Raw genomic sequence first — 17704 nt, 5'->3', positions numbered from 1 at the left:
CCATGAGCAAGTTCCTGCCCCGGCCGGCGATCCTGATCGGCCTCGCCATCGGCCTGCTCGGCTTTGCCGGCGCCGCCGCCGCGCAATCGCTCTCGCTCGACCTGGGCGGCGACCGCTCGGGCATGACCTCGAACCTGGTGCAGATCATCGTCTTGGTGACGGTGCTCAGCCTGGCCCCGTCGCTGCTGGTGGTCATCACCTCGTTCGGCCGCCTGGTCGTGGTGCTGTCCCTGCTGCGCAGCGCCATCGGCGCCCAGCAGACGCCGCCCAACACGATCCTCATCGGCCTCGCCCTGTTCCTCACCGCCTTCATCATGGCGCCGACCTTCGACAAGGCCTGGAAGGACGGCATCTCGCCCTATATGGAAGGCCAGATGGACGAGCGCGCCGCCTTCGACGCCAGCGCCGCCCCGTTCCGCGACTTCATGCTGAAGCACACGCGCGAGCCCGACCTCGCCCTGTTCATCGATTTAGGGAAAATGGAACGCCCCGCGACCCCGGAGGCGACGCCCCTGATCGCCCTGGTGCCGGCGTTCATGATTTCCGAACTGCGCCGCGCCTTCGAGATCGGCTTCCTGCTGTTCATCCCGTTCCTGGTGATCGACATGGTGGTGGCGTCGATCCTGATGGGCATGGGCATGATGATGCTGCCGCCCGTGGTGATCTCCCTGCCCTTCAAGCTGATCTTCTTCGTCCTGGTCGACGGCTGGCACCTGACCGTGGCCAGCCTGATCCAGAGCTACGGCGGCGGCTGACAACCAATCTTGCCAGTACGGCCCGGGGCGGTTAACTGTCCATCAGCACCGGCAACGCTGGATCGGCCATGCTGAAGGAATTCGGTCACGAGATCTGGATTGCGGACGGACCGCAGGTCGCGGTCGCCGGGTTTCACTATCCGACGCGAATGGCCGTCATAAGGCTCGCGGACCGGGGCCTGTTCATCTGGTCGCCGACCCGGCTTACCGACGCCCTGCGGGTAGAAGTGGATGCACTCGGCGAGGTGCGGCACATCGTTGCGCCCAATTCGCTTCACCACCTGTTTCTGCCGGAATGGCAGCGCGCCTATCCGGCCGCCAGGCTCCACGCCCCGCCGGGACTGCGCAAGAAGCGCCAGGACATCGCCTTCGATGCCGACCTCGGCGATGCGACGGACCCGGATTGGACCGGCGAGATCGACCAGGTCCTGATGCGCGGCAACCTGATCACGACCGAGGTGGTGTTCTTTCACACCAAGAGCGGCACCGTGCTCTTCACCGACCTGATCCAGCAGATACCAGCCAACCTGCTCTCGGGCTGGCGGGCCGTCGTGGCGAAACTGGACCTCATGGTGGGCCCCGAGCCGTCGGTGCCGCGCAAGTTCCGCCTCGCCTTCACCAACCGCCGCCCCGCGCGTGACGCGCTGAAGCACCTTCTCGCATGGCCCGCCGAGAAGGTGCTGATGGCCCACGGGGCACCGGTCGAGAAGGATGCCCCCGCCTTCCTGCGCCGTGCCTTCGGCTGGCTGATCGGCCCCCGGGCCTAGGGGACAAAATCCAACGTTTGGCTCCCGGTCTGTGAGCCTCCTGATCTCACCCCGTCGTCATCCCGGCGAAGGCCGGGATCCATTCTGGGGTAGCGCGCGATGTTGCAATGGATCCCGGCCTTCGCCGGGATGACTCGATAGCCCGGATGCCTCCACGGGTATCGAGCCTTGGATTCGATCCCCTAGGGTGCCGGGCGGTCCAGTTCGGGGTAGTGGCGGAAGATGCCGGACTCGTTGAAGGGGATGCGCCGGCTCGAGGCCAGGTAACGTGCGATGTTCGGGCGGCTGCGGACCAGTTCGCGCAGGGCCGACAGTCCTGGATAGTGCTCGGCGAAATTCTTCATGGCGCGGGGGAAGGCATAGTGCAGCCCTTCCACCACCTGGAACAGCGACAGGTCCACATAGGTCAGCGACTTGCCGAATATGTGGCTGTCGCTCTTGGGGTTCCGGGCCAGCACGCGCTCGAAATAGCCCATGTATTTGGGCACCCGGTGCTCGAGGAAATGGCCCGCCCGCAGCTTGGCCGTCTTCTTCTGGTCCTCGTAGTAGAGCTCGACCGCGATCGGGTGGTGGGTGTCATGCACCTCGGCGACGAAATCGGTGATCGTCAGTTGCAGCCCGTTCAGGACCAGGCGCTTGGCCTCGGCCTTAACAGATCGCTAAGCGCCTATTGATTAGCCTTGGCAGCCGCGACGGCAATGGCCGAGCGGCGGCGGCGCGCCTGGACCCGAAGGCCGCTGCCCTAGGGGCAGAACGCCGCGCCGGTGCTCGCGTTGATACACATCAAACCCCTTGGATACCAATCATTAATATACTCGCTCGACAATGGGCTCGATCATGCAGACACCGCCAACGGATCATCACCTGCGCCGGCCCGCCGTCATCGTCCTGGATGACGACCCCGATATTGCGCAGGTGCTGCGGATCAGGCTGGAGCGTGACGGTTTCAATGTCATCACCGCCCCCACCCTGGGCGAATTGGAGGCAGCCTGCCGCCGGGCCCTTCCGGCGGCGGTGGTGGTGGATCTCAACCTGGGGTGCCATGACGGCCTTCAGGCTTCGGAACTCCTCGCGAAATTGAGGTTTCGCGGGCCGGTCTTCCTGATGAGCGGATCGGACGAGCGGGTCATCGGCGCGGCCAGGCGTCACGGCGAGACGCTGGGCTTGAGCATTCCCGGCATCTTCCACAAACCCTTCTCGCTTTCGATGCTCTCCGCCGCGATCCGGGCCTCCGTCGCCGTGCCCGATGATCCCGACGCCAGTTCGGTCGCGGCCGACATCAAGAACGGCATCATTCGGCCCTATTTCCAGGTCCAGGTCGATCTGGCCACGGGCAAGATCGTGGGCGCCGAAGCCCTGGCCCGCAGAGTACCCTTTTCCGGCGCGGTCGGGCTGCCGGGCGGCTTCCTGCCGATCGTGGAGCGAGCAGGCCTTTGGTGCTCGCTGACCGAGCGCATCCTCGCCGACACGGCAAAAGCCATCGAGCACTGGCGGGAGTCCGGCATCTCGCCGTGCAAAATCTCGGTCAACCTGGCCGCCGTCAATGCCTCCGATCCCGACTTCGGCCTGACCGCCGCCAGCATCCTGAATGCCCGCAGCGTCGATCCCAAATGGATCAGCTTTGAAGTAACCGAACAGACCGCCATGTCGAACACCGGTGCATCCCTGCGCGCCCTGACCTGGCTGCGGATCAAGGGCTTCGACCTGTCGCTCGACGATTTCGGCACCGGGTTCTCGTCGCTTTCCGTGCTCCATGCGATGCCGTTCTGCGAGCTGAAGATCGATCGTTCGTTCGTCCAGCGCATCGGCAACGACCGGGACGCCCGCGTGATCGTCAAGACGACGATCGACCTCGCTCACAATCTGGGCCTCCTGTGCGTCGCCGAAGGGATCGAGGACGAAGCCACCTGTGCCGCCCTGGCGCAGATGGGCTGCGACCGCGGCCAGGGTTACCTGTTCGGCAAGGCCGTGGACGCCGCGACCTTTGGCAACCTGCTGAAATCCGGAGCGATCGACATCCCATGCAAGACACCACCCGCCGCCACCTGATGGCGATCGCGGCCGGCGCACTCCTGGCCGCCCGTGCCGGCCGCGGCCTTGCCGCCGAGCAAGCTTTGCTCACTGTTGCCAACGCCGCCGGGGCGGCGACCGCATTCGACAGGGCCGCCCTCGAAGCCCTCCCCCAGGCCACGATCGCCACCATGACGCCGTTTACCGAGGGCATGTCGGACTTCGGCGGCCCGACCATGCAGGCCGTGCTGGAAGCCGCCAACGCCACCGCCGGCACGCAGCTCAGGCTGACGGCACTGAACGACTACACGGTCGACGTGCCGATGAGCGATCTCGCCGCCTACGGGCCGATCCTGGCGATGCGCCAGGACGGCAAGCTCCTGTCCGTCCGCAACAAGGGCCCGCTGTGGCTGATCTATCCGCTGTCGCAGCGGCCGGAGCTGAACGTGCCCAAGGTCCACGACCGGCTGATCTGGCAGGTGAAAACCGTGGCCGTAACCTGACAATGCCCCGGCGAAGCCGCTGGCTTTGGATCGCCACCACCGTCATCGCCGCGATCTATATCGCGGCGTCCACCTATGTGGTCGCCCGTCTCGTCGAGACGCGCCAGCTTATCGGCAACACCTACCGCACCGGAAGCTGGGCCGCAGTCCAGTTGCAACAGGAATACGACCGCCTGCTGGTGGCCGACCTGTGGGCCGAAATCGATCGCACGCCCGCGCGCTATGACGCGCTGGGCGAACGCTACGACATCTTCTGGAGCCGCCTGATCATCCTCGAGACCGGTGTCGATGCCGAAGGCGTGCGCCAGATCCCCGGCGTCACGGAAACCCTGAAGAAGCTGCGCGCCGCCCTCGAGGCGACGGACCGGCGGCTGGGCCTGGACGGGACGTCGACGCGGATGCCGGCCGATGCCCCGCAAATCATCCGCCAGTCGCTGGCCGGCGAAGAAAACGGCATTCGCGAACTGGTCCGCTACACCCAGATGCAGGACCAATACGTCTACAATCGCGGCGCCCTCGTTCAGATCGCCGCCGAAATGATCATCTACCTGTCGGCCCTGTTCGTGCTGGGCCTGTGCTTCATCGCGCTGGCGATGATCCAGGCGCGCCGGGCCAGCGGCCTCTATCGCGAAGCCAGGGCCGCGAAGGCGGATGCGAACCGGCTGAGCCTCGCCATCGCCGCCTCCAGCGACGCGATCGCGCTCACCGATCCCAACGGCTGCTTCACCGCCATGAATCGCGCCCATCTGGAGATGTTCGGCATCCCCTCGTCGCAGGCCGTCCTCGGCAAGGCCTGGACCACCCTGTACTCGCCGGCCGAGCACGAACGGCTGATGCAGGAAATCATGCCGGAACTGGAGGCGCGCAATCACTGGCACGGCCACGCCGTGGGTCAGACCCTGAACGGCGACACCATCGACCAGGATATGAGCGTCACCCTGCTCGACGACGGCGGCATGCTGTGCATCAGCCGTGATGTCACGCGCCAGCGTGCCGATGCGGAAACCCGGCGTCGGCTGGAAGAACGGCTCGTGGTGGCGCAGAAAATGGAGGCGATCGGACGCCTGGCCAGCGGCTTTGCCCATGATTTCAACAATGTCCTGGGCTCGATCCAGGGCTATGCCGAAATCATCGAGGACGCGGCCGGTGGGGAAGCATCGGCGCGGCGCTTCGCCGGCCAGATTCTGACGGGTGTCCGGCGGGGCCAGAACCTGGTGGATCGCATCATGGGCTTTGCACGCCCGCGCCGCGGCGGCGGCGCCGAGACCTGCAATCTTGCCGCGGCCGTCGACGAGGCGGCCGGCCTGCTGATCGGCGCCCTGCCCAAGGGCATGACCTTGTCGGTGACCGGGACGGCGTCGGACCTGAAGGTGGACATGCCGGCAGATCAATTGATCCAGGTGCTGATGAACCTGGGTGTGAACGCACGAGACGCCCTGGGCGGCGGCCGCGGGCAGATACGCATCCAGATCGCCGGCCCACAGGATTTTTCCACCGATGCGCCGGTTCGCCTGGGATCGCGCCAGGCCGATCGGCGCTACATCAGGCTGGTTGTCGAAGACGATGGCTGCGGCATCCCCGAGAGCCAGTTGGTCAAGATCTTCGAACCGCTGTTCACGACCAAGCCCGAAGGCTCGGGCACCGGCCTGGGCCTGGCGGTGGTCCACGGCATCGTCACCGCCCACGGCGGCGAGATCGCCGTCTGGAGCACGCCCGGCAAAGGCACCCGCTTCGAACTCCTGCTGCCGCTCGCCAAGGGCGAAGCAACCCAGCCGGCCGCGGCGCCCGAGGCCGAAACGGCACCGCAGGCGCTGCGTGTCCTGCTCGTCGACGACGACAAGTACCTGTCGGAGGCCGCGGGGGAGGCCCTGACGCGGGCCGGCCATCACGTCGAATTCGCCAACGACGGCGAGTCGGGCCTTGCCGTGCTGCGCAACCGGCCCGGCGCCATCGATGTCGTGCTGACCGACGACCTGATGCCCGGCATACGGGGGCCGGAACTGATCCGCCGCCTGCGCGAACAGGGAAATCTCGTCCCGATCGTCTTGTGGTCCGCCAATGCCGACAGCCAGACCCTGGACGAAGCGGGCATCGTCGGCCCGGCCGTGAACGTCGAATTCTGCAGCAAGCCCGTATCGACGACCGAGTTGCTGGCGACCTTGCAGCGGGCAGCGTCGCCGATCCTGCGGCAAGGCCTGCGCTCCCGCTGATCTGCCGACGGGCATGACGGCCGGGGCAAGCCGGGATTCGGCCTCCCTTGCGCTTTCGCAGACCTGTGGCCATAATGCCACAGGTCCGTTAGCGGGGGCAGACGGATCGGGGGCCAGCAGTGGCGATCTTGAGTTTTTGGGCGCGGCCGGCAAAGGCCCGCCCCTTCCCATGGCCTGGGCGATGCCAAGCGGCGCGCCGGGGGCCTTTCTCATGTCTTGTCCTCTCCAACCCGCGAGGCCTGAGCGATGAGCACTATCAACGGGACGGCAAATGCCGAAACCCTGAACGGGACGGCCGACGCCGATACGATCAGCGGCCTGGGCGGCGACGACACGCTGGTGGGCAATGCGGGGGCCGACAGTCTCGACGGCGGCACCGGCGCCGATCGCATGGTCGGCGGCGCGGGCAACGATACCTATTACCTCGACGACATCGGCGACACGGTTCGGGAAATCAGCAGCGACAGCACCGATGTCGACACGGTCGTCACCGGCCTCGCGGCCTATACCCTGGGCAGCTATGTCGAGAATTTGACCCTGACACTGGCGACGGGCGCCACCGGGACCGGCAATACCCTGGCCAACCTGCTTGTCGGTTCAGCGGGCGACGACCTGCTGGACGGCAAGGCCGGGGCCGATGCCATGCAGGGCGGTGCCGGCAACGACACCTATTTCCTCGACGATGCCGGGGACAGTGTCGTCGAAGCATCGGGCAAGGGCACCGACATCGTCATCACCAGCCTTTCGGCCTATGCGCTGGGCGCCAATGTCGAGAACCTGACCTTGACCCGCGCCGCCGGCGCTGCCGGCACCGGCAATACACTGGCCAATACGATCATCGGGGCCGCAGGGGCCGACACGCTGGCCGGGGGCGACGGCAACGACACGTTGGACGGCGGCTTTGGCGGCGACGCCATGCAGGGCGGCAGCGGCAACGACACCTACTACATCGACGACGCGGCCGACAGCGCCGTGGAGCTTGCGGGCGAAGGCACCGACAAGGTCGTCATCCTGTTTTACGAGCAGTTTCCCGTCATCACCCTCGGCGACAATATCGAAAACCTCGACCTGCCCTCGGGCGCTTCGGAATCCCCGATCGATGCCACCGGCAATAGCCTGAACAACCACATTACCGCCCAAGGCTCGTCGGGCCTGACCGTCCACGGACTGGCAGGCAACGACACGATCGAGTCGGTCGATGCCTTCATCGTCGAACTGCATGGCGACGACGGCAACGACACGCTGAGCGTGACAGGCATGGACGGCGGCATCCTCGACGGCGGCACCGGCCGCGACAAGATGTACGGCGGTGCCGGGAACTGCACCTACCATGTCGACAACATCGGCGATGTTGTAACGGCATCGATCTCCCAGGCCGCGAATGCCGCCGACACCGTCGTCACCGGCCTGGCCGCCTATACCCTGGGCGCCAACCTGGAAAACCTGGTGTTCGATTTCGCCGGCACGCCGGCCGACGCCACGGGTACGGGCAACGAGTTGGACAACCACATCACCGGCAGCGACGGCAACGACACGCTGGGCGGTCTCGACGGCAACGATACGCTGGACGGCGGGCTCGGCCACGACACGATGACGGGCGGCGGCGGCGATGATTCCTATATGGTCGACGATGCCGGCGACGTGGTGACGGAGGCCGCCGGCGGCGGCGTCGACACGGTCGCCACCAGCCTCGCCAACTATGTCCTCGGCGCCAATCTCGAGAACCTGTCCCTGACCCGCGCGGCCGGCGCGACGGGCACCGGCAACGCGCTCAACAATACGATCGTTGGCGGCGATGGTGCCGATACGCTGGACGGCGGCACCGGCGCCGATACCCTGCGGGGCTGGCTGGGCAACGACATATTCCATGTGGACAATCTGGGCGACGCGGTGATCGAACTGGCCGGCCAGGGTACCGACCTTGTCCAGACCAGCCTGGGCAGCTACACGCTGGGCGCCAATATCGAGAATCTGGCCCTGGAGAATGCCGCCGGGGCGAGCGGCTTTGGCAACAGCTTGAACAACCTGATCTTCGGTGCCTCGGGCAACGACACGCTGGACGGATCGAGCGGCGCCGACACGCTGCGGGGCGGCACCGGCAGCGACACCTACTATGTCGACAACACTGGCGATGTGATCAACGAGGACGCAAGCGGCGGCATCGACACGGTCCGCTCCTCCGTCAGCTACACGCTGTCGGCCAATGTCGAGACCCTGATCCTGACCGGCGCCTCGCCCCTCAACGGCACCGGGAGCGCCGATGCCAACACGCTGTTCGGCAATGCCGCCGCCAACACCCTGAACGGCGGGGCGGGACAGGACACGCTGGTGGGCGGTAGTGGCGACGATCACTATTTTGTCGACGACGCCGGCGATGTGGTGACCGAGGCTTCGGGCGGCGGCACCGACACGGTCAACAGCACGGCCGGCAGCTACACGCTCGGCGCCAATGTCGAGAACCTTGTCGTCAGCACGGCCGGCGGCGGTGCCGGCACGGGCAACACCCTGAACAACACGATCACCGGCGGGGTCGGCAATGACACGCTGGACGGGGGGGCCGGCGCCGACACCATGCAGGGCGGGGCGGGCAACGAGATATACCATGTCGACAACGGGGGCGATGTGGTCATCGAGTTCTCGGGCGGCGGCACCGACCTGGTGATGACGACGCTCGGCACCTACACGCTGGGCGCCAATGTCGAGAATCTGGCCCTGGAGAATGCGGGCGGGGCCAGCGGCTTCGGCAACAGCCTGGGCAACCTGATCTTCGGCACCTCGGGCAACGACACGCTGGACGGATCGACCGGCGCCGACACGCTGCGGGGTAGTGCCGGCAACGACACCTATTATGCCGATACCGCCGGCGACACGATCATCGAGGATGCCGGCGCCGGAACCGACACGGTCCGCTCGTCGGCGAGCTATACGCTGTCGGCCAATGTCGAGACTCTGGTCCTGACCGGCGGCGTGTCGATCAACGGCACCGGCAATGCTGATGCCAATACGCTGACGGGCAACAGCGCCGGCAATACGCTGTCGGGCCTGGGCGGCGACGACACGCTGAACGGCCTGGCCGGCGCCGACACCATGCGCGGCGGGGCGGGCAACGATACCTATTATGTCGACAACACGGGCGACGTGATCGTCGAGGATTCCGGCAACGGCACCGACCTTGCTCATTCGGCCGCCACCTACACGCTGTCCGCCCATGTCGAGAACCTGACCCTTGACGGCGCATCGGCCATCGACGCCACGGGGAACGGCGCCAACAACAGGCTGACCGGCAACAGCGGCGCCAATACCCTGTCCGGCCTGGGCGGGGACGACCGGCTGGCCGGCGGCGGCGGCAACGACAGCCTGTTGAGTGGCGCGGGCAACGACAATTTCGTCTTCGCCCCCGGCGGCGGCCATGACACCGCCGACTACAAGGACGGCCTCGACCAGATCAATGTCGTCGCCTACGGCTACCACGGCTTTGCCGAGATGCAGGCGGGTGGCGGCGGCATCGCCTCGATCAACGGTGGCGCCGATACGCGCGTAACCTTCAGCGCCGGCAATTTCGTCGACCTGATCGGCACGCCGCTGGGCGACATGGGCACGAGTTCATCCGACTTCATCTACGCCTCGTGAGAACGCAAGCCCGGTCGCGGCCGTGCAAGATGAAATAAGTATTGCCCCCGTGAAACCGTGGCGCTGGCCGAGCGCGGGCAGCCCTTCTTCAGTTTCGGATTGACAAGACCGAACCGGATCAAAAACATGCCGGGATCACAGGCCCGTCATCGATCGAAGTTGAAGCAGGGAATAAAGCATGTTGTTTGTGACGCATCACAAATGCGCCTCCACGCTCAGTGGCCGATACGTCAAGCAGCTCTGCCTCGACAACGACCTCACCTTCTATGGATCGCCGCGGGGCAACAGGCCGCCCTCGCCGGACCACGACGTGAATTTCCTCAGCAACGCCTCCTACCCGTTTTTGACCGAGCATGTCGCCCGGCGGGCCATCCACATCATTCGCAACCCGCTGAACGTCGCCCAATCGGCCTACTACTCGCACCTGCGCTCGCATCCCGTGAAGAAGACGCTGCCCATGCTGGTGGCCCAGCGCCGCGTCCTCGAGCAATGCTCGCCGGAAGAAGGCAAGATGCTGACCGTCGTCTTTTGCGAGCGGAATGACTTCTTTCATCTCACGCCCGGACCGCTCTGCGGGTTGCGGCAATGGGATTATGACGACAACCGGTTCGTGACCGTGCGCATGGAAGATTACGGCGACCGCATCGACCTCGCCTTGTCGCGCGCCGCGGCCGAGCAAGGGGCCGACCTGAAATGGCCGGACGCGAGCGCCTTCACCTTCAAGGCCATGTCCGGCGGCCGCGCGCCCGGCGTGGTCGACGAGAACTCGCCCTATCGCTCGGGCCACCCCGACGCCTGGCGCACCGAGCTGCCGCGCGGGGTGATCATCTATATCCGCGAGCATTTCAGGCCGCTACTCGAACGGTTCTACCCGGACTCGCTCGCGGACTAGCGCGTCTCGGGTTTAGTCGGAAGCATCACCCTCCGATTTGCCGCTGCGGTGTTTGAGGCGCCAAGAGACCGCCCCTCTTCGAGGTTAATGCATGATACTCCAGCCGTCATGACCGGGCTTGTCCAGGTCATCCACGTCGGGACGAGCCACATCCGTTGACGGCATAGGCAGCTTGCCGACGTGGATGGCCGGGACTTTGCCCACGGCTGTCCGGTTAAGGAAATCGGGTTGTTTCACGGCATATGCGTACCACTCTTAATCGTCATGACCGGGCTTGTCCCGGTCATCCACGTCGGGCCGAGCCACATCTGTTGACGGCATAGGTAGCTTGCCGACGTGGATGGCCGGGACTTCGCCCGGCCATGACGAGTTAGGGTGGTGAGGATGGAAGGAAAACCACCCGAAGGAAATGGCCTCCCACGCTCGTTTTCCTTAAACGGACAGCCGTGGGACAAGCCCGGCCATGACGAGTTACGGCGCGTGTCTTATAGAAGCGGCCAGACGCCTAGTTGATCGCGTTCAACTGACCCGCGGCCAGGCGCTGGCGCAGCATGTCCATGAAGCCGGTGTCGGCGCCGGCATTGGCCATGGTCTGGGCCAGATTGCGGGTGGCGATGGCCGAGGGGTCGGTCGTGCCGGTCAGCATGGCGAAGGCCTCGGCGCTCTTGCTCTGGGCCATCGAGGGGCCCCACTTCTGGACCAGCGCCTTCAGCCGCTCGGCATCCTTGGCCAGCGCGGCGGCGATGGCGAGGCGCAGCGCCAGGCGTTCGGTCCCGGCGCCGGGCGGCCCGCCGGCGGGTGGCGTTACATTGGCCAGCAGGCGGCCGAGGCTTTGCGCAGCGCCGGCCCAATCGCGGGCATTCCAGGCGATCTCGGCCCCCAGGCGCGCCGCATCCTCGCTGCTATCGCCGGCGAGCAGGGCCTTGGCCTCGGCGCCGCGGCCGAGATCGGCCAGGGCGCCGGCGCGCAGCAGGCGGCGCAGCCGGGCGGTGGCTTCGGGCAAGGTCGGCTGCTCGGTCCCGTCGAGCACGCCCAGTGCCTTGGCGGCTTCGTGATCCGCCAGGTGCAGCAAGGCGAGATTGGCGGCGACCTGGGCCTGGGCGATCCCCTGCAGGCGGTAGGTGACCTGGTGGGTGAGCAGCGTCTTGGCCTGGTCCAGCAACTCGACCTGGATCAGCCGGTCGGCCAGACGGCGGATCATCTCGTCGCCGTCGGCCCCCAGGGGGGTCAGGTCGCGGTAGTCGAAATAGAGCGCCACCGCCTGGACCGGCGGCAGGGCATCGGCCGCCCCCAGCAGGAACAGGCGGCGGAAGGCGGCGACCTGGGTTTCGGCCAGGGCATCGCGGCCGGGGTCATCGGGAAACAGCTTCATGGCAACGCGCAAGGTCTCCAGACCGTCACGCCAGCGCCCTTCGGCCAGTTGCAGGTCGGCCAGGCGGCGCAACACGGCCAGTTCCTTGGCGTCGCCGCGCCAGGCATAGCGCAGCCGGTCCAGCCGCTCGATCGCCTGGGGCCGCGTCATGGTGCCGTCGGCCAGGCCAAGTTCGATCAAGCCCAGTTCGGCATCGACCCGGGCGGTCCGTTCACCGCTGGCCAGGGCCGCCTCGAATTGCTCGCGGGCAGCCGGTACATCGGCGTTGCGCAGGGCGACGCGGCCGGCCAGGGCCTGCGCCTGGGCCTTGGTCGCGGCCGTGGCGGCCCGTTCGCCCAGCGCGCGGGAAAACTCGGCGGCAGCGGCCAAGTCGTCGGCGGCCAGGGCGGTATCGGTCATCGCCGCCAGCAGCCGCGTGGCGATATGGGCCGGGTAGTGGTCGACCGCCGCCGTCCCGGCGAAGACCCGGTGCGCCTGCGCCGTCTGCCCCTGGGCGGCCAGCGCATAGCCACGCCACAGCACCGCATCCGGGGAAAATTCCAGGGCCGGCAGGCTCAGGTCGGTCAAGGCTTCCGCCGGACGCTCCTGCATGGCCTGGGCGATGCCCCGCATCTGGCGAAAGCCCAGGTCATCGGCCAGGGCCGGATCGTCCTGCGCGATCAGCTTGGCGAGGCCGATCGCTTCGGCGCCCAGGCCCTGGGAGACCAGGTAGCGGGCAAAGCGCAAGCGGGCCTGCTGCCGGTTCGCCGGTTCGGCCGTCGATACCTCGCGGGCAAGCTGCGCCCGAAGGTCACCGACATTGCCCGGCAGCGCCCAGGTGCCGACATCGAGGCCGGCCTGGGCCGGTCCCCGGCCGTGGCCCGGCACCGCCGGCGGCGTTCCCGACAAGGTCAGCCCCCCTTGGGGCCCCGTGATCACCACGGCATTGGCGTCGACCAGCGTCTCCAGCCCGTCGGACAAGGGCAGGAAGGCGATGCCCTGGGTACTGGCGAGGAGGCTCAAGTCCGGCAATCTCGCCGCCGCCAGAATCCCTGCCCCGCCCTTGGTGACCGGCACCACCGTGATGGTGTCGCCGATATCGGGATCGATGAGGTTGAGTGCTGCATGGGCACCGGCCACCTTGATCGCCAGTTGCCGGTTGCCATGGGTGTCGGTGGCGATGCCGACGACCAGGGGCGTTGCCGGCGGCCGGGCATCGGGCGCGAACACCAGGCGCCAGCGATTGCCGTCGGCCGAAACCTCGGGCGGCAACTGGCGGCCGACGAGCCGGAAGCCCGAGGCGTGGGCCAGGTCCAGCGGCTCGATCCGGCCCAGCGTGCCGAGCGGGGTATCAGCCAGCGAAGCGGCATCGAAACCGGGACGGTCGAAGACCACCCAGACCGCATCCCCCGGGCGAAGACGACAGCCCCCGCGGGTGCCGGAAAGCCGGCTTCGACCTCGATACCGCCCAGGGCGGTCCGCACCTGCAGGCTGGTCTCGCCCACCGCCGGGGCCGGCTGGGCCGGCGTCGTCGCGGCGACGGGGCCGGGCGGCGCGACGGGCCGGGCCACGGCCGGGGCCGGCATCGCGGCGACGGGCGCGGGCGGCGGCGCGGGGGCGGCCGGTTCATGGGACGGCGGCGCCGCTTCGACCGCCGCGGCGGGAGCCGGTTCGACCGGGACCGCTTGCGCCGGCGGCTTGGCCTGAGCAGGCTTGGCGGGGGCGGGCTTGGTGGGGGCGGGCTTGGCGGGCACAGGCTTGGTGGGGGCAGTCGCCGGCCGCAGGTCCAGCACCAGCTTGCGCTGATAGGTTTCGGGCTTGAGGGTGACGGCCTGTTTCAGGGCCACGCGCAAGGTGCGCCCGTCATCGCTCAACTGGGCGACGCCGGCAAAGCGCGCCAGCTTGCCCAAGGCGGTCTTGGGATCGACGGTGACCGCCTCGGAAAAGGTGACGACGAGGAAATCGCCGTCGAGGCTGGCCTGGCCGCTGACGCCGGGCCCGAGGTCGAACACCAGGCGGCCATAGTCGCCGTGGTCCCAGCCGCGCGCGCCGATCGCCGTCGCCGCCCGGGACTGTACCCCGAGGGCAAGCACCAGCAGCCCGGCCAGGGCGCCGGCTTGCGCCCAGCGGCGCCAGCGCGGCGCCTCAGAGCGACGCGAAGAGACGGTCAATGTCATCCTGTGTCGCCGCCACGTCGGGCAACTGCGGCCCGTTCAAGAGGTCTTCCGGCTCGGGTTCGGCGGGCGCGGTCGCTGCCGCACGCGCCGCCTCGCCGGCAATGCGCACCAGCCGCGACAGCCGTTCCTCGATCACCACCAGCGTCGTCACCACCTTGGCGATGCGCTGGCCGGTAATGTCCTGGAAGTTCGAGGCCTCGTAGATGCGCGTGGTGATGCTCCGCAACCGCTCGGCCTCGCCCCCGCCCAGTTCCTCGGCCAGGTTCTCGAGTTCTTCCGCCGCATCGAGGAAGACCCCGGTTGCCTCCTCGGTCGCGCGCACGACCGAGCGCAACTGGTCGTTGGCGTGCGGGATGTGCTCGCCGGTCAACTCCGCCGGCTGGATGGCCGCGATGTCCTCCTGGGTCTGGCGGACATAGGCCAGCAGGTCGGCGAGTTCCTGGGCGGTGTCGGTGTCGATCGCCTGGGCTTGGCCTATCGCCTGGGTTTCGCTTTCGAAGCTCTGCATCAGGCCGGCGACCACCCGGCCGATTTCGGCCACCGGCACGCTGCCGCCGGTCTCCGTCGCCAGGGCCGCCAGGCGATCGTCGTAGGTCATGATCTTGGTATTGCGCATGGTCTCGCTCATGGGCCTGCTTCCCTTAGCCCGCCGTGCCGGCGGCGGCGGCCGGCGCTGGCGGGACTGGTACCTTCCTGGTGGCCAGGGCCACGGTCAATGCCTTGGCCGCCTGAGGATCCATCGCCGCGAGCACCGGCGCAATCTTGGCCTCCTTCATGCGGCTGGCGACCTGGAGCAGCACCGCAAAATCCAGCGTGTTGAAGATCCCGGCGGCTTCCGCCGGCTTCATCGTTTCATAGACCTTCACCAGGCGGGCCAATTGCGCATCCTCGGCCTGGGTCGCCGCCGCGTCGGCGGTGGCAATCTTCGCCTCCAGGGCCTTGAGCTCGGCCAGCTTCTGGTCGACGCGCGCCTCGGCCGCGGCGATCAGGGCTTCGCGCCCGTCGAGTTCGCGCGCCCGTGCCTCGATTTCCGCCCGCCGGCGACCGAGGTTCTGCAGCACGTCGACCTCGCCCGCGGTCAAGGTGTTGGGATCGAAACCCGTCGCCGGTGCCGGCGGCGGTGTTGGCGCAGCGGCGGTCGGTGCCGGCACCGCCGGTGTTGCATCGTGCGCCGGGGCATCGTGCGCCGGGGGGCCGGCTCGGCCGCGATCGCCTTCGCGGTGCCGGGCAGGAAGTCCCCGGCGGTGCTCAGGGTCTGGGGCAGGCGCACGGCGATCGCCAGCGCGGCCACGCCGGCCAGCACCGGCAGCAGGTAAAAGCGCCGGGCCATGATCTAGCGGACGTCACGCAGCGCGCGCAGCAGCGAGGGCTCGCCGCCGCCGTTGCCGCGCATCGACGGCTCCGCCGGGCGGGCGGGCGCGCCGACCTTGACCAGGCGGTCGGCCAGATTGTTGGCCGAGGCGACCAGCAGGGCCAGTTCGTCGGTCGACTGCCGGGCGACATCGACCTGGTTACCCAGGCGGGTGGCCGAGGCCTCGGCGGCCATGCGCAGTTCCATCAGCCCGGCCTGGGCGCGGCGGGTCGCCTCGTTCAGGCCCTCGACCAGCAGGCGCAATTCGTCGTGGCCGCCCTTGAGGCCCTGCAGCTTCTTGTGCAGGCGGACCGCCAGCACCACGGTCGCGATCAACAAGCCGGCAAGCACGAGATCAAGGATGAGACCGATCGTGGTCATGGCTTGGCCCCCTCTTTCCTGTTCTTCATCAGCGATTGGTCGACCCGGACCGAAATGGTCGAGCCGATGCGCCCCATGCGGCCACGCAGCATCGCGGTGCCGCCGCATTTGAGATCGACGGGCGAGTCCGGCGTGCAGTTCAGCATGATGGTCTGCCCGACCTTGAACTTCATGACCTCGCCCAGGTTCATGATCTGCTCGTCGAGCACGGCGTCGACCTGAACCTCGGTCTGCCACAACTCGGTCGCCAGGTGGCTTTCCCAGATGGTGTCGCGGCCGAACTTCTCGCCCATGAACATCTGGAGCAGGAGTTCGCGCACCGGCTCGATCGTGGCATAGGGCAGCACCAGTTCCAGGCGCCCGCCGCGGTCTTCCATGTCGACGCGCAGGCGCACCAGGATCGCCGCATTGGCATCGCGCGCGATGGTGGCGAAGCGCGGATTGACCTCCAGCCGCTCGAAGGTGAAATCGACCGGGGTCAAGGGCTCGAAGGCCGCCTTCATGTCCTTCAGCACGACCTGGATCATGCGTTCGACCAGGTTACGCTCGATCGTGGTATAGGGCCGGCCTTCGATGCGCATGGGCGTAGTGCCCTTGCGCCCGCCCAGGAGCACGTCGACGATCGAATAGATCAGGTTGGATTCGACCGTCAGCAGGCCGAAGTTGTCCCACTCGGGGGCCCGGAACACGGCCAGGATCGCCGGCAGCGGGATCGAATTCAGGTACTCGCCGAAGCGGATCGAGGTGATGTTGTCGAGCGTTACCTCGACATTGTCCGAGGTGAAATTGCGCATCGAGGTCGACAGCAGGCGCACCAGCCGGTCGAACACGATTTCCAGCATCGGCAGGCGGCCGTAGGAGACCAGCGAGGAATTGATGATCGAGCGGATGCCGGTCTGGCTGCCCGAGGAGTCGGTCGCGGCGTCGAAGCCCAGCAGGCTGTCGATCTCGTCCTGGCTCAGCGCCCGCCCGGTCTGGCCGGCCAGGGCATCGTCGCCCTCGGCGGCGGCGTCGCTGCCGTCGCCGGCATCCGCCATCGCGGCCCATTCGGCCGCCATCTTGTCGTCGTCGCTCAGGGTCTGATCGTCGGGCGCATCAGCCATCACTGCACCAGCATTTCCTTGAACAGGACGTCGTCGATGACGGCCGGCGCCATCAACTGATTGGCGCGGGCCAGCAGTTCCTCCTTCAGGCGCATCACCCCGGCCGACCCTTCGAGGTCGCTCAGGCGCAATTCCCGCAGGTAGATCTGGAAACTGTCGACCAGGCGCGGCTGCAATTTCTGCAGCACGGGCGTCACGGCCGGGTCGCTGAACTGCAAGGCCAGCTTGATCTTCAGGTAGGCGGCGCGGGTCCCCGTGGTCTGCAGGTTCACCAGCATGTCGGGCAGGTCGTAGAACACCGGATCGGGGGCGTGCTGTGCGGCCTCGGCCTCCGCAGCGGCGTGGGCCTCCTCCTCGCTCGATGCCCCCAGCAGCGAGTCGAGCATGCCCATGTACCAGGCCCCGCCGGCGCCCAGCAGCACGACCAGGAGCGGCACGACGATCAGCAACAGCTTCTTGCTGCCGCGCTTGCCGGCCGATCCCCCTCGCCGCCGCCTTCGGCCGGGCCGAGGCCGCTGACCAGTGCGTCGAGGTCGTCCTTGGTTGCCGCTTTGCTAGCCATGAGTGCGCCAAG

15 protein-coding genes are annotated in these 17704 nt (G+C 67.6%); 8 read left to right on the top strand and 7 right to left on the bottom strand.

Annotation, left to right across the window (positions count from 1 at the left end; all coding sequences use genetic code 11):
- Positions 1-2: 2 nt before the first annotated feature.
- Positions 3-755, top strand: a complete 753-nt coding sequence (gene fliP, locus D3874_RS08860) for a flagellar type III secretion system pore protein FliP (RefSeq protein ID WP_119777767.1) — start codon at positions 3-5, stop codon at positions 753-755.
- A gap of 68 nt (positions 756-823) precedes the next feature.
- Positions 824-1522 carry a DUF4336 domain-containing protein gene (locus tag D3874_RS08855; protein ID WP_119777766.1) on the top strand — a complete coding sequence of 233 codons (699 nt, stop codon included), beginning with the start codon at positions 824-826 and terminating at the stop codon, positions 1520-1522.
- Positions 1523-1704: 182 nt separating this feature from the next.
- Here D3874_RS08855 and D3874_RS08850 read toward each other — a convergent pair whose 3' ends face one another.
- Positions 1705-2106 carry a glutathione S-transferase C-terminal domain-containing protein gene (locus D3874_RS08850; protein WP_199698997.1) on the bottom strand — a complete coding sequence of 134 codons (402 nt, stop codon included), beginning with the start codon at positions 2104-2106 and terminating at the stop codon, positions 1705-1707.
- Between the two features lie 253 nt (positions 2107-2359).
- Here D3874_RS08850 and D3874_RS08845 point away from each other — a divergent pair, with 253 nt between their 5' ends.
- From D3874_RS08845 to D3874_RS08825, 5 genes are all read left to right on the top strand, one after another.
- Positions 2360-3571, top strand: coding sequence for an EAL domain-containing protein (locus tag D3874_RS08845; RefSeq protein ID WP_158595907.1), 1212 nt, complete (start codon positions 2360-2362; stop codon positions 3569-3571).
- Entirely contained in the window at positions 3544-4035 is a 492-nt protein-coding gene (locus D3874_RS08840) for a hypothetical protein (RefSeq protein WP_119777763.1), read from the top strand. The genes D3874_RS08845 and D3874_RS08840 overlap by 28 nt, the downstream gene beginning before the upstream one ends.
- A 2-nt stretch (positions 4036-4037) precedes the next feature.
- Positions 4038-6245, top strand: coding sequence for an ATP-binding protein (locus tag D3874_RS08835; RefSeq protein WP_119777762.1), 2208 nt, complete (start codon positions 4038-4040; stop codon positions 6243-6245).
- Positions 6246-6491: 246 nt separating this feature from the next.
- Positions 6492-9875: a beta strand repeat-containing protein gene (locus D3874_RS08830; RefSeq protein WP_119777761.1), complete on the top strand. Its 3384-nt coding sequence runs from the start codon at positions 6492-6494 to the stop codon at positions 9873-9875.
- A 178-nt stretch (positions 9876-10053) separates the two neighbouring features.
- Positions 10054-10767 carry a hypothetical protein gene (locus tag D3874_RS08825; protein ID WP_119777760.1) on the top strand — a complete coding sequence of 238 codons (714 nt, stop codon included), beginning with the start codon at positions 10054-10056 and terminating at the stop codon, positions 10765-10767.
- A gap of 505 nt (positions 10768-11272) precedes the next feature.
- Here the strand turns inward: D3874_RS08825 and D3874_RS08820 are convergent.
- The 3 genes from D3874_RS08820 to D3874_RS08810 form a co-directional block, all read right to left on the bottom strand.
- Entirely contained in the window at positions 11273-13513 is a 2241-nt protein-coding gene (locus D3874_RS08820; protein ID WP_119777759.1) for a hypothetical protein, read from the bottom strand.
- Between the two features lie 750 nt (positions 13514-14263).
- Positions 14264-14923 (bottom strand): protein phosphatase CheZ, encoded by a 660-nt coding sequence (locus D3874_RS08815; RefSeq protein ID WP_119777758.1) that lies wholly within the window; start codon positions 14921-14923, stop codon positions 14264-14266.
- 13 nt (positions 14924-14936) lie between these two features.
- The gene (locus D3874_RS08810) at positions 14937-15446 is read right to left on the bottom strand and encodes a MotE family protein (protein WP_147385588.1); all 510 of its coding nucleotides are present in this window, start codon (positions 15444-15446) and stop codon (positions 14937-14939) included.
- A gap of 15 nt (positions 15447-15461) precedes the next feature.
- Here D3874_RS08810 and D3874_RS28460 point away from each other — a divergent pair, with 15 nt between their 5' ends.
- Positions 15462-15611 (top strand): hypothetical protein, encoded by a 150-nt coding sequence (locus tag D3874_RS28460; RefSeq protein ID WP_158595906.1) that lies wholly within the window; start codon positions 15462-15464, stop codon positions 15609-15611.
- A gap of 17 nt (positions 15612-15628) precedes the next feature.
- Here D3874_RS28460 and D3874_RS08800 read toward each other — a convergent pair whose 3' ends face one another.
- Genes D3874_RS08800 through D3874_RS08790 form a run of 3 tightly spaced genes read right to left on the bottom strand, consistent with a single transcriptional unit; the run spans position 15629 to position 17579 of the window.
- On the bottom strand, positions 15629-16027 hold the full coding sequence (locus D3874_RS08800) for a DUF6468 domain-containing protein (protein ID WP_119777755.1): 399 nt from the start codon (positions 16025-16027) through the stop codon (positions 15629-15631).
- On the bottom strand, positions 16024-17130 hold the full coding sequence (gene fliM / locus D3874_RS08795) for a flagellar motor switch protein FliM (RefSeq protein WP_119777754.1): 1107 nt from the start codon (positions 17128-17130) through the stop codon (positions 16024-16026). Before fliM ends, D3874_RS08800 begins: the two co-directional genes overlap by 4 nt.
- Positions 17130-17579 (bottom strand): flagellar basal body-associated FliL family protein, encoded by a 450-nt coding sequence (locus tag D3874_RS08790; protein ID WP_233559883.1) that lies wholly within the window; start codon positions 17577-17579, stop codon positions 17130-17132. The genes fliM and D3874_RS08790 overlap by 1 nt, the downstream gene beginning before the upstream one ends.
- Positions 17580-17704: the final 125 nt, after the last annotated feature.

The sequence above is a fragment of the Oleomonas cavernae genome (assembly GCF_003590945.1).
Taxonomy (GTDB): Bacteria; Pseudomonadota; Alphaproteobacteria; order Zavarziniales; family Zavarziniaceae; genus Zavarzinia; species Zavarzinia cavernae.
This window is presented reverse-complemented; position numbering and strand designations above follow the sequence as displayed.